Genomic DNA, 12,111 nt, shown 5'->3' with positions numbered 1-12,111 from the left:
TTAAAACTCTCGCCGCGGCAGCACTTGGGTGCCATCCGGGTAGATGGCAACGTTGCCGTCGCGGTTGGGAAAGATCACGGGGATGCCCTGGTCAGTGACCACGGGTCTTCGGTGGGGGCGGCCCTTTTCAAGCACGACAACAAGCTGCGTGCCCGGCGGAATGGGCAGGGCATCTTCTTGCTTTTCGACGACATGAGCACGCAACCTGCCCACATCCACCGGCGTGCCCGCCGGCGCCTGCGACAGGACCACACCAAACCCGCACACAAGCGCCGCCGCCAGAGTGGTCTTCGGGTATCCGGCAAACAAGCCCGCGAGGAACCATCCGTAGACAACCACGACGACGATGGGTTCCGTCTCTACCGTGGCACCGGGAAACCGTGCACCGTTTTCTGCAACCACACGCACCCAATAGGCCATGGGTTCCACCACCCACAGCACAGGTGTAGCCAACCCGCCGTGGATGAGGCTGAGCAGCACCGCCGCAAGGCCGAGGACGGTCACCGGGCCGGTCACCGGTGCGACGATGACGTTTGCCACCACAGAGACTAAAGAAGCCCGGCCGGCCATCATGGCGACAATCGGCATCGTCGCTACGTCGGCGGCAACCGCAACGGCAAGTGCACGCACGAGAATGTCGGGCCAGCCCGTGGCAGCAAGGACGCGGTACAACAGCGGAAACAGCGCGACGATGCCCGCGGTCGCCGCTACCGAGAGCGCGAACCCGTAATGCACCGCCAGGTCTGAGTCCACCAGCACTAGGCCGATCACCGATAAACACAGCGCGTGGATCGGCTCGGACTGGCGTGAAGCCAACACTGCAGTCAACCCCACCAACCCAGACACGGAAGCGCGCAGCACGCTCGGCTCGGGTCCGACCAGCGAGGCGTAGAGCAACAGCGCCGCAGCCGACGCCACGATACGGCCCCGCAGCCCCAAGCCCACTGCCGCTGCGGCAATCGCTGCGAACGTGGTCACGATTGCCACGTTCGCACCAGAGACTGCTGACAGGTGCGAGAGGCCAGTGTCGATGTAATCCTGCTGTTCTTGGCTGGTTTGCAACGAGACGTCCCCGAGCACCATGCCCGGGATCAGCCCTTGGGCGGACTCCCCCACGGTGGCCTGGACAACGCCGGCAAACGTTTCCCGGGTGTGCTGTGCAAACGCAGCCAACCCCTGCGGTGGGGCGACCACCTCAACTGACCCGTTGACCGCGATCGGGTTGATCCCAGCCATCTCCGATTCCTTCACCACGCCGCGCACAACCACCTGGGCGCCGGACACGGCAGTGTCCGGCACTTCATCGACAAACACGGGCGTCAGCGTCGGGTTGCCGTCTACCTGCACGCCGACGATGAACCCGCCGGTGCTCGTCTGCTTCGGCGCGCCCGATACCCGGCCCACGAACTGACCCGCGGGCTCCCACGCCCGCGCAATGCGCAGTCGCACCCCGGTGGTCACGACGGCGGCCGCACCCATCCCCGCAATGAACACCGCCTGCCCGTAGGCGCGCAGCACCACAGCACCGATAACGGCCACCAGCACCACAACCACCGCAATGCCCACTCCGAGGGTGATCGCCACCGCAGCCGCTGCCCACACCACCAGCGCCGCCGGGACAAGCCTGATCTCCCCCACTTACCCCACGCCCCCGTCTATAAGCCAACCTGGTCGCGCATTGCCGCAAGTTTCGCCGGTCCAATTCCTTTCACGTCAGTCAACGCATCTACCGACGCAAACGGCCCGTTTGCCTCACGGTGCGCCACGATCGCGGCTGCGGTTGACGGGCCGACTCCGGTAATCGTCGTCAATTCCTGCACCGATGCGGAGTTGATCGACACCACCCCACCCGCCGAAGCGCCAGCAGCGCCAGCACCGCCACCGGAATCCGTAGCGGCCGGTGGGGCGTGTTGGGAGCGGACGTGGATCTGTTGGCCGTCGACAAGCAACTGCGCATGATTGATCGAGATCAAGTCCGCATCCGGCAATGGCCGGGCCGTCTGCAGCGCATCCGCGACCCGTGCACCCTGGTTCAACGTGATCAGGCCCGGGTTTTCCACCTCACCAACAACAGAGACCACCACGGTGCCTGTGACCTCGGTGGGAGAGGCGACCTGTTCCCACGCAACGCCCTCATCATCCACGGGGCCGGATCGGGTCACCGCCCATCCGCCGACGGCGAGCAGCACTGCACCGGCGGCGGCCGCAGCTTGTTTCACAGGGATGCGCACCCGCGGCTCTGGGTAGCGCACCGTCAGGAGGTCTTCTTCCCCGGTGGGCCGGGTGAGCTCCTTGAGTCGTTCAGTGGCGTTCACACCAAAAACGCTATAAACCCCCGGCGCACTCGCCAAGGGGTCAGAAAAAATCTGTGGATAACCCGCCATCTACGGGCGACGAAAACAACAGTTATCCACAATTACGAGATGAGAACACCACCGACAGGCCTATTGCCCCTTCGCCGGTATGCATCGCGATCACCTTCACCAGCGGCTCGACCATGACCCGTGAGCCTTCCGGAAGTGTTTCGCGCAGCAGGTCCGCGAGTTGCTCGGCGGCGTCCGGCGCGTCCGCGTGCTGCACTGCGGCGAAAACGGGCTCGTCGCACGCGCGCTCTTCTACCAACTCGGTGAGTTTGGCAAACGCCTTCGACTGTGTGCGAGTCTTGCCCGCGAGTTCGAGCTTGCCTTCCCTGATGTGCAGGATCGGCTTGTTTGCCAGCAGCGCAGCCGAGAGCATCGCGGTGCCGGCAGGCAGGCGGCCGGACTTGCGCAAATCGTCGAGTTGGTGCAGGTACAACCACGTTTCGGAGCGCGCGATGGTGGACTTCGCCATCGCTTCGCACTCGTCTAACGTGCCGCCTTCCGCCGCAACAGTCGCGGCTGCCATCGCTGCGGCGCCGATCGCCATGCCCGCGGAGTGCGTCTCCACGACACGGACCGTGCCTGGGAACACCGCAGAGGCGGCCACCGCAGCCGACCAGGTGGACGAGAACGTCTTAGCAAGGTGGAGGGCGATCACACCGTCGTCGCCACCACGCTCGAGCTGGCGGGCATAACAGGCGGCAAGTTCCAGCGACGACAACCCGGACGAGGACTCCCCTTCTGCGTCCTCGACACGGTGCAGGTCAACGACGCAGATATCGAGTTCCTCCACGACCTCCTGCGGCAACCCCGCGGAGGAATCCACCACGACGCGAACACCCATTAGTTACGGCCTCGGTTCCAGGCTTCGATGTACCACTGGGTCTTGGTGTCGTCGTCAATGCACGGCATTGCCACCAGCCGTGACGTGTTCGCGTTACCGAGCCCCTTGAACAGCGGATACTGAGACACCTGCAGGCCAAGCAGCGTGGCGGTCAGCGCGGCGATCGTGCCACCGTGCGCGACAAGCAAAACGGCGGCGTTGTCCCACTCGTCGTGATCCCGCATGAGTTCCATGACCACTTCGCGGGAACGTTGCGCAACGTCGATGCGGCTTTCGCCCTCCGGCGGCGCCCAGGTCGGGTCGGTGCGCCACAGTGCACGAGCCCCATCATGCGCGGTGTCCACTTCCTCGTGCGTCTTGCCTTGCCACTGGCCGAGGTGGGTCTCGCGCAGACGCTTATCGACGACTACCTCAAGGCCCAAATCCGCCGCCACCACATCAGCCGTCACCTTCGCCCGCATCAGGTCGGAGGACACGATCTTGTTAATACCCAAGTGCCGTAGGTCCTCTGCCGCAGCGTGCGCCTGGGCGCGTCCGCGCTCGGACAGTTCAGTATCCAGCTGGCCCTGCATGCGGCGGGTTGCGTTATAGAGCGTCTCGCCGTGACGCAGCAAAATCAGTCGGCGCTGCATGGGTCTTAGTACTCGTCGTCCGCGGCTTCGGGTCCCTCACCTGCCAGGGGAAGGTCCTCGATGGTCTGGGCTTTGCGCAGGTCGGCTTCGTCGCCAAACGCTGCGGGACGCTCGTACGGTTCGAGCCCCTCGACCTCAATGGCCGGGCAGTCTGCGTACAGGCGGTCCAGGCCGTAGAACTCGCGCTCGGCTTCGCGCTGGATATGGACCACGAAGTTGCCGTAGTCAAGCAACACCCAGCGGTTTTCGCGGTTGCCCTCACGGCGCTTCGGTTCAACACCCAGGTCGGTCAGGTCGCCTTCGACCTCTTCAACAATGGCGGCAACCTGGCGTTCGTTATCTGCAGAGACGATGACGAACACGTCGGTGATCGCCATGACGTTAGACACGTCGATAACAGCGATATTGGTGCCGAGCTTCTCGTCGGCGGCCTTCGCGGCTACCTTGGCGCGGTCAATGGAGATCTGCGGGGCAGTCAAGTGGCAATCCTTATTCAGGTCATGGACAAATCAACTGGGCCATTGTCCCACGTATGACCGCAACATTTCCAGTTCAGGGGTCGCGCCTAGGGTGCGTAGAGCGAATTCTTCGCGATGTACTGCACCACACCCTCCGGCACCAGGTACCAAACCGGGCGCCCGTTGGAGGCGCGCTCGCGGCAATCGGTCGAAGAAATCGCCATGGCGGGAATCTCCACGAGGTGCACGCGTTCCTGGATATCCGCAGGCAGCATGTCTTCGCGCAACTCGTAGCCGGGGCGCGTCACGCCGACGAATTCGGCGAGTTCAAACATTTCTTCCCAGTCGTGCCAGGACATGATCGACGCCAACGCGTCCGCGCCCGTGATAAAGAACAGGGCCTCGTCCGGGAATTGTTTTCGTAGGTCCCGCAGGGTGTCAATCGTGTAGGTGGGTCCCCCGCGGTCGATATCCACCCTTGAAACGGAGAAGCGCGGGTTGGACGCGGTGGCCACCACGGTCATCAGATAGCGGTCTTCCGCCGGACTGATGTGCCGGTCGGCCTTCTGCCACGGCTGGCCGGTGGGTACGAAGATGACCTCGTCGAGGTTGAAGCGATCCGCCACCTCACTCGCGGCAACGAGGTGGCCGTGGTGGATCGGGTCGAACGTGCCACCCATCACCCCGATGCGCCGGGCGTTGTCCAGCGATGCCGCGTAGTGCTCAGCCATTGGGTGTTTACCTCAGTCCTGGCAGTGGCTGGATGTTAATCGACTCAATAAACAGCAAAGACATGCCGATGACGCCTGCGACCAGCGCGCCGAGAATACCCAGCACCGTGCCGATAATCACCGGACGATTCGACTCGTCAGCCCACTTTGCCTTGTTGGAGCTGCCCGGCTGGGACACGGTCTCCGTGACACAGATCTGCTCGCCCTTGCTGTTGGTCACCGGGACGGGGTTGCCGCCCTCCTCATCAACTTTCCACTGGCACGTCTCCTTGACGGTTTTCGTTTCCTCGGTCTTGCGCACAAACTCTGCGGCCGAGGCAACAGTAGGCGTCGCGCCAGCCAACAACGCGGCAGCGACAGTAGCGGAAATGATGCGGTTCATTAGCGGTAGCGTACCTGATCAACAAATCGGCCGAAAGCATCCGAGACTTGGTTGTCCCAGCGCGATGGCCAACGGAAGTAACGCGCGTGGTTGCCACCAGTTGGCTGGGATGCCTGCAGCGTCTGAATGGACAGGTCACACACGGAGTCCTGCGGCAAGCAGTAGTTCACGCGGTTCGGGGTCGCCCCTGCGGTCTTGGTGTTAAACGGCAAGAAGCCAAGCATGCCTCCGGCACCACCTGCTGGCACGCCGACGGTGGACCAATCCCCCGCCGCCGTGTTCGGGTTGCCAAAGTAGACCACACCCGCCAACTGGCCACGGCGTGCCAGTTCGCGCTCGTGCTCAAGCAGAATCATCGCGCCTTGCGAGTAGCCGGACAGGATGTACTTCGGGCGGCAACCACTGCGATGCTCGTAGTCATTGACCATCTGCATCACACCGGTGCGTCCGATCTGGACCGAATCCACGAACTCTGTGGCTACTCGCCTTGCCATCATCCACACCGGGTTGGCGTACTGCAGCGCAAGAGCCAGTGCCTGCAGGATGGTGCTTGGTACGGCAACCGACGGTACGTCGTATTCGGGGAACGTCGCCGGGTAGTAGCGCGGCTCCAGGCCGATGACCTCGACGTCCTTCATCAGCGAGTTACCGCCGTGGGTGGCTGCGTAGCGACGCTCCGCATGCTGCAGGAACGCACGAATCGTCTCACCCTCCCAACCGTTGGAGGTCCACGGCGCAGCCCACGAATACTTCGTGCGGTAAATCTGCGTGTTCTGGCCCGAGCCGCGGGCAGCGATGACGGCGACCGCCGGACAGCGCGTCTGCGCGTCTGCTTCGGGGGTCGGTGCGACGGGGCTCAACGTTGCGGTCACAGCCGTCGCAATAGCCGTGGCAAACAGCGCAAACTTGGCGCGAATGGAGGTCCGGGATTTTAGCACGCCGATAGACTAGCGCACCTGGCCATTACCTTCCAGAATCCACTTCGTGGTGGTCAGCTCCGGTAACGCCATGGGTCCGCGTGCGTGAAGCTTCTGTGTAGAGATGCCGATCTCTGCACCCATGCCGTATTGCTCCCCATCCGTGAATGCGGTCGAGGCGTTGAGGACGACGGCGGCGGAGTCGACGGCGGCAGCAAATCGTCGCAAAGCATCTGCGTCTTGGGCTGCGATCGCATCCGTGTGGCCGCTGGAGTAACGCGCGATGTGCGTGGTCGCACCATCGACGCCGTCAACGATGGCGCTTGCGATGTCCATGCTGAGGTATTCCTCGGCGAAGTCCTCCTCCGTTGCGGGTTCTACGGTGGCACCGAACGCAGCATGCTTATCGACGTCACCATGCACCACCACACCAGCCTCCTGCAGCGTCGCGATGATGGTGTGTTTGTCGGTCTCGGACAGGTGGGCGTCGATAAGCACCGTCTCTGTCGAGTTGCACACGCTGACCCGGCGCGTCTTGCCGTTGAGCAGCATCGCGATCGCCTTGTCCAGATCTGCGGACGCGTCGATGTAGAAGTGACAGTTGCCAGTGCCGGTCTCGATGGTGGGCACGATCGCGCCGGTCACCACCGCGTTGATCAAACGTGCGCTGCCGCGCGGGATGACCACGTCCACCAGCCCGCGGGCGGTGATGAGATCCTGGACAGAATCGTGGCTCTCGCACGGCAGGAGCTGCACCGCCTCACGCGGCAGGTCGTTGCCTGCGAGGACGTCCTGCAGCACTGCGACGAGCGCCTCGTTGGAGTGGCGTGCCGTCTTGGAGCCACGAAGCAGGGCCACGTTGCCCGACTTCAGCGCCAGACCGAACGCATCGACGGTGACGTTCGGGCGTGCCTCGTAAACCATGCCCATCACGCCGAGCGGGACGCGCACCTTCTTCATCTGAATCCCGTTGGGCAGCGTACGTCCGGTAAGCACCTCGCCCACCGGATCCTGCAGGCCCGCAACCTGGCGCAGCCCCCCGGCGATGCCGTCGATGCGTTCCTCGTCGAGCGCCAGCCGGTCCAACACCGACTCCGCCAGCCCGTTCGCGCGACCCTCTTCGATGTCGCGCGCGTTGGCTTGAAGGATTTCACCTGCGCGCTCGGCCAGTGCCTCCGCTGCCGCCAACAGCACCGCATCCTTCGCCGGTGTCGGCAGCGCCGCAATCGTCGGGGCAACATCCTTGGCACGCTGTGCTTTCTGCAGTACCTCGTCGCGTCCGGCTTGGCGTTGCTGATCAGTCTGTTGGGCAGTCATGCGGCAATCGTAGCGTTAATGCAACTGCCAAGGTCTTGACACCGACAGTGGGCTGGCGCACCATTTTTTTCATGTCCGACAAGCACACGCCCGAGCCTGAAAACGTAAAACGATCAGAAGCCTTAGCGCGACTTACCAAACTTCCCCGGGTGGACACCGGGCAAGAATCCGTCGCAGACGCGGTGCGCGCAGAGCGGGACTCTGCTGCACTGACGTAGTGGTGATCTAGTACCCCGCCTCGACGTCAACCTCGGTCGACATCTTCTCCCCCGCTTCGAAGAGGTCCCAGTTCTTCAACGCCAGCGCCCCGATGCGGCGTTCCATGTACCGCGGGATATTCGCGGTGTGCGGCGTGATCACACAGTTGTCCAGGTCCCACAGCTTGTGGTCCGCCGGCAGCGGCTCCGGCTCCGTCACGTCAAGGCCCGCACCGCGGAGCTTGCCGTTGACCAATGCGTCGGTGAGCGCGTCCGTATCAATCAGCGGACCGCGCCCAACATTGACGACGACCGCCGTGTCCTTCATCTGCTCAATCCTCTGCGCATTCACCATGTGGCGGGTCTCCTCCGTCAACGGGGTAAGCAGGACAAAGTAATCGTGATCAGCCCAGACCCCGTCAGCGTCCTTCATAGCGACGGTCCGGTCCGCGCCGTCCACCGGGTTGCCCGAGCGGTTCACGGCGGTGATCTCCATTCCGAACGGCTCCAGGAACCGAATCAAGGTCTTACCGATCCCACCAGCACCAATCAGGGCGAGCTTCTTGTTATCGAAGAGGTACTCCTTCTCTTTGAACAGCTGTGTGTTGTTCCACTCGCGGTCCACAGCCTTCATGCGGTGCTCGACAGCCAGCAGGAGGGCGAGGGTGGATTCGGCCACGGTGTCGTCGTAAAGCCCACCCGCATTAGCAAAGCGCACGCCATTGGCCGCATGTTCAGCCAGGATGCCAGCCTCCAGCAAACCCTCGATGCCGGCGTACTGGATCTGCACGACCTTCACGCTGTCGGGCAGCTCATCTGGGAAATCCTTCGGACCGCCGCCGAACAGTACCAAGTCCGGGTTGTCCTCGAGGGCAACGTACTGGTGCCCCTGCGCCTCCAGCGCGGCGATGGGCTCGTCTTTGGGCTTGGGCAAATACGTGAACTTCATGCCTGCCCAGAGTACGGAAAATCTCCGCGGAGAGCACCAATGGAAGCAGCACATGTGCAGTGAAAATTGTAGGTAGCTGGAAGACAACAAACTCCCCTGACATTTCCATCAGAAAGCAGTCAACTAAACTTTCAAAATCCTGTACGGTTTTTCATGCCCCCGCCCGCGCTAGAAGGCTTGCCAATGACATCTCCGCTCTCCCCCGCTCTCGTGATCTACTTGATGGACCAGGGACACCGCCAAGTAGATATTGCCCGCGAGTACGGCGTTTCCCGTCAATACATCCACCACCTTGCGAAACAAGGTGGCTACAATCCTCCGACCACAATCGTTCAAGAGAACTTGCCTTGGGACGTCGACCCCGCTTTCGCAAGGAATTCAACCTTTATTGCTTTCCGACTCATTGGCCACAATATGGTCGCGCCCGGAAAGCTGACTGAAGAGTCTCGTGAACGTGCCAACGGACTCTTAAAACGTCTTCGTCAATTCGATGTGGTCGTCGATTACGATCCGTCATATCCACCTGTCATTGGCCTGACCAGCCTGCCAGGTTTCGCCTACCTGCCGCGCACTGCAGAAGACGAGAATTTCGTAATGAAGATCAAACCCGGAACCCGCGTCACCCCGCTGGGCGACAAGATCTGGCGGATGCCTGACGAGCCGATTATCTAACCCCTACAACCGCGACGCGTAGTTGCTCAGGTAGTCCGCGTGGACGACTGGGCGACGCTGCTGTTCGGGCAACTCGTCGGAGTGGCGACCCAGCATCCCGGCAAGTTCGGCGGCGTCGTACGCCACTTCCCCGCGGCCGATAGCTTCTGAATCCGGCCCGAGGATCTCCACGATGTCGCCAGCGTGGAACTCGCCTTCAATCCCGGTGATCCCCACCGCGAGCAGGCTCGTGCCGCCACGTGTTACGGCTTCAACCGCACCGTTGTCCAGGCGCAGCACACCTTCCGCGTCTGCCGCGTAGAGCGCCCAGAACTTCCATGCCGACAGTTTCCGGCCTGGTCGTGTGTGGAACACGGTACCCACCTGGGCGTGGTCGAGTGCGGCGTCGATGTTCTCCGTTGCAGTGAGCAGCACCGGCACGCCGCCGCGCGCCGCCAGGCGAGCCGCCGACACCTTCGCAGCCATGCCGCCAGTGCCGAAAACGCCGCCGTCGCCGGCTTGGACGGCTTCGAGGTCCTTGCCGGTTCGGACTTCGTCGATACGCACTGCCCCAGGCTCAGCCGGGTTGCGGTCATAGAGCGCATCCACGTCGGAGAGCAACACCAGCGCGTCCGCGGCGATCAGCGTAGCGACGATCGCCGACAATCGGTCATTATCACCAAACCGCATCTCAGAGGTGGCAACCGTGTCGTTTTCGTTGACGATCGGCACCGCACCCATCTGACGCAGCCGCTCGAGTGTGCGCTGCGCGTTGCGGGCGCGCTCACGCGAACCGGCATCGGACTGGGTCAGCAACACCTGGCCAGTCGTCCGGTCGTAGCGCGCAAACGAGGCGCCCCACACCTGAGCCAGGTGAATCTGGCCGACCGAGGCTGCGGCCTGCTTCGTCGCCAAATCACGCGGGCGCGTCTTCAACCCGAGCGGGACCATGCCGGCGGCGATCGCACCGGAGGACACGACAACCACGTCGGTACCGCGGGCGATGCGTCCTTCGATGGCGTCGACGATGCGGTCGATTTTTGCTGGGGATACCTGCCCGGTGTCGTCGACAAGTGAACTGGTGCCCAGCTTCACCACAATGCGACGTGCGGACGCGATCTGGCTGCGAAGATCCGACATCCCTATCCCTGCCAGCGCTCGCGATCGGCCTCTTCGCCGGTGCCGTAGTCGTACTCGTCGATCAGGCCACGACGAGCCTGCGATGCACGCTTGCGCTCTGCCGAGGACACACGGTCGGTGCCACCAAGACGCGCGTCCTGGCCACGGCCGGCAAGGGTCGGGTCGCCACCGATCGATGGCTCCCAGTCGAAGGAGATCTCACCAATCGTGACCGTATCGCCCTCTTCCGCGCCGAGCTTGCGCAGCATTTCCTCCACGCCAGCTTTGTTCAGACGGTCAGAGAGGTAGCCGATGGCCTCGTCGTTTTCAAAGTCGGTCTGGCGGATCCAACGCTCCGCCTTCTCACCGGTAACCAGCCAACCCTCCGGGTACATCGGGTCGCGGGTGACCTCGATGCCGCCACGGTTGGAACGACCCACCGCGCGCGGACGGATCACCTCAGCCTCAGCGGTGCGCTCCGGCTTCGGGCGTGCCTTGCGCGCCTTCTTCACAATCTCCCACATCGCCCACTTCAGCTCATCAAGACCCTCGCGGGTCGCGGTGGAAATCATGTAGATCGGCCAGCCGAACTTCTCCTCGATGTCGTCCTTGAGGAACTCCGCGAGCTCCTTAGCCTCCGGCACGTCCATCTTGTTCAGCACCACAATGCGGGGACGCTCGCGCAGATCGCCCAGGCCGGTGTCCATATCCAACGCCTCGGCGTAGGTATCCAATTCGTGCTCCAGCGCCTCGATGTCAGAGATCGGGTCGCGCCCCGGCTCCATCGTGGCCACATCCACGATGTGGGCCAGCACGGCGGTGCGCTCGATGTGACGCAGGAAGTCCAGACCAAGCCCCTTGCCCTGGCTTGCCCCCGGAATCAGCCCGGGCACATCGGCGATGGTGAACGTATCATGGCCAACGTTGACCACACCCAGGTTCGGCGCGAGCGTGGTAAAGGGGTAGTCCGCAATTTTCGGCTTTGCCGCGGAGAGCACTGCAATTAACGACGACTTCCCCGCCGACGGGAAACCCACCAGGCCCACATCAGCCATGGACTTCAGTTCCAGGATCAGGTCCAGCGCTTGGCCCGGTTCACCCTTGAGCGCGAAGCCCGGTGCCTTGCGCTTGGCGGTAGCCAGCGCAGCATTGCCCAGCCCACCGAAACCGCCTTCTGCGGCGATGAAGCGGGTTCCAGGCACGGTGAGGTCTGCGAGCACCTCGCCCTCTTCGCTGCGCACAACGGTGCCGACCGGCACCTCGAGCACGAGATCCTCGCCGCGTGCACCGTTGCGCCAATCACCCGCGCCGTTGCCACCACGCTTCGCCTTCACGTGTGGGCGGTATTGAAAGTCCAGCAGGGTGTGCACCTGCGTGGAGACTTCCAAGATGATGTCACCGCCGTGGCCGCCGTTGCCACCGTCCGGTCCGCCGAGGGGTTTGAACTTTTCGCGGTGGACGGACACACAGCCGTGGCCACCATCGCCGGCTTGGAGGTGCAGGGTGGCACGGTCAACGAATTGAGCCATGGTTGTTTTCCGCCTTTCTGTAACA

14 protein-coding genes are annotated in these 12,111 nt (G+C 63.1%); 2 read left to right on the top strand and 12 right to left on the bottom strand.

Annotation, left to right across the window (positions count from 1 at the left end; all coding sequences use genetic code 11):
- From HMPREF3048_RS10205 to HMPREF3048_RS10165, 9 genes are all read right to left on the bottom strand, one after another.
- Nucleotides 1–1,638 (bottom strand): ComEC/Rec2 family competence protein, encoded by a 1,638-nt coding sequence (locus HMPREF3048_RS10205; protein ID WP_070772081.1) that lies wholly within the window; start codon nt 1,636–1,638, stop codon nt 1–3.
- 17 nt (nt 1,639–1,655) lie between these two features.
- Nucleotides 1,656–2,315 (bottom strand): ComEA family DNA-binding protein, encoded by a 660-nt coding sequence (locus HMPREF3048_RS10200; protein ID WP_070484890.1) that lies wholly within the window; start codon nt 2,313–2,315, stop codon nt 1,656–1,658.
- A gap of 91 nt (nt 2,316–2,406) precedes the next feature.
- Nucleotides 2,407–3,204 (bottom strand): DegV family protein, encoded by a 798-nt coding sequence (locus HMPREF3048_RS10195; protein ID WP_070772080.1) that lies wholly within the window; start codon nt 3,202–3,204, stop codon nt 2,407–2,409.
- The gene (locus HMPREF3048_RS10190; protein WP_070772078.1) at nt 3,204–3,836 is read right to left on the bottom strand and encodes a histidine phosphatase family protein; all 633 of its coding nucleotides are present in this window, start codon (nt 3,834–3,836) and stop codon (nt 3,204–3,206) included. The genes HMPREF3048_RS10195 and HMPREF3048_RS10190 overlap by 1 nt, the downstream gene beginning before the upstream one ends.
- Nucleotides 3,837–3,841: 5 nt before the next feature.
- Complete coding sequence (gene rsfS, locus HMPREF3048_RS10185) at nt 3,842–4,315, bottom strand: ribosome silencing factor (RefSeq protein WP_070421317.1); 474 nt, start codon at nt 4,313–4,315, stop codon at nt 3,842–3,844.
- A gap of 86 nt (nt 4,316–4,401) precedes the next feature.
- Nucleotides 4,402–5,025 carry a nicotinate-nucleotide adenylyltransferase gene (nadD, locus tag HMPREF3048_RS10180; protein ID WP_070772075.1) on the bottom strand — a complete coding sequence of 208 codons (624 nt, stop codon included), beginning with the start codon at nt 5,023–5,025 and terminating at the stop codon, nt 4,402–4,404.
- A gap of 7 nt (nt 5,026–5,032) precedes the next feature.
- Complete coding sequence (locus HMPREF3048_RS10175) at nt 5,033–5,407, bottom strand: hypothetical protein (protein WP_070421315.1); 375 nt, start codon at nt 5,405–5,407, stop codon at nt 5,033–5,035.
- On the bottom strand, nt 5,407–6,345 hold the full coding sequence (locus HMPREF3048_RS10170) for a cutinase family protein (protein ID WP_083279295.1): 939 nt from the start codon (nt 6,343–6,345) through the stop codon (nt 5,407–5,409). The genes HMPREF3048_RS10175 and HMPREF3048_RS10170 overlap by 1 nt, the downstream gene beginning before the upstream one ends.
- Before the next feature lie 9 nt (nt 6,346–6,354).
- Complete coding sequence (locus HMPREF3048_RS10165) at nt 6,355–7,641, bottom strand: glutamate-5-semialdehyde dehydrogenase (RefSeq protein ID WP_070772073.1); 1,287 nt, start codon at nt 7,639–7,641, stop codon at nt 6,355–6,357.
- A 71-nt stretch (nt 7,642–7,712) separates the two neighbouring features.
- Between HMPREF3048_RS10165 and HMPREF3048_RS12350 the strand changes: the two genes are divergently transcribed.
- Nucleotides 7,713–7,859 carry a hypothetical protein gene (locus tag HMPREF3048_RS12350; RefSeq protein ID WP_167615734.1) on the top strand — a complete coding sequence of 49 codons (147 nt, stop codon included), beginning with the start codon at nt 7,713–7,715 and terminating at the stop codon, nt 7,857–7,859.
- Nucleotides 7,860–7,866: 7 nt separating this feature from the next.
- On the opposite strand, the gene HMPREF3048_RS10160 is transcribed toward HMPREF3048_RS12350, so the two are convergent.
- A complete protein-coding gene (locus HMPREF3048_RS10160) occupies nt 7,867–8,787 on the bottom strand; it encodes a D-isomer specific 2-hydroxyacid dehydrogenase family protein (RefSeq protein WP_070772072.1) in 921 nt (306 codons plus the stop codon).
- A gap of 183 nt (nt 8,788–8,970) precedes the next feature.
- Between HMPREF3048_RS10160 and HMPREF3048_RS10155 the strand changes: the two genes are divergently transcribed.
- Entirely contained in the window at nt 8,971–9,459 is a 489-nt protein-coding gene (locus HMPREF3048_RS10155) for a helix-turn-helix domain-containing protein (protein WP_070772070.1), read from the top strand.
- A 3-nt stretch (nt 9,460–9,462) separates the two neighbouring features.
- On the opposite strand, the gene proB is transcribed toward HMPREF3048_RS10155, so the two are convergent.
- Together proB and obgE are read right to left on the bottom strand one after the other, a co-directional pair.
- Nucleotides 9,463–10,578 (bottom strand): glutamate 5-kinase, encoded by a 1,116-nt coding sequence (gene proB / locus HMPREF3048_RS10150; RefSeq protein ID WP_070772068.1) that lies wholly within the window; start codon nt 10,576–10,578, stop codon nt 9,463–9,465.
- Nucleotides 10,579–10,580: 2 nt separating this feature from the next.
- Nucleotides 10,581–12,086: a GTPase ObgE gene (obgE, locus tag HMPREF3048_RS10145; RefSeq protein ID WP_070453657.1), complete on the bottom strand. Its 1,506-nt coding sequence runs from the start codon at nt 12,084–12,086 to the stop codon at nt 10,581–10,583.
- Nucleotides 12,087–12,111 lie beyond the last annotated feature (25 nt).

This window comes from Corynebacterium sp. HMSC075D04 (genome assembly GCF_001815635.1).
Lineage (GTDB): Bacteria > Actinomycetota > Actinomycetes > Mycobacteriales > Mycobacteriaceae > Corynebacterium > Corynebacterium coyleae.
Note: the sequence above shows the minus strand (reverse complement) of the source record. Positions and strands in the feature narration are given on the sequence as shown.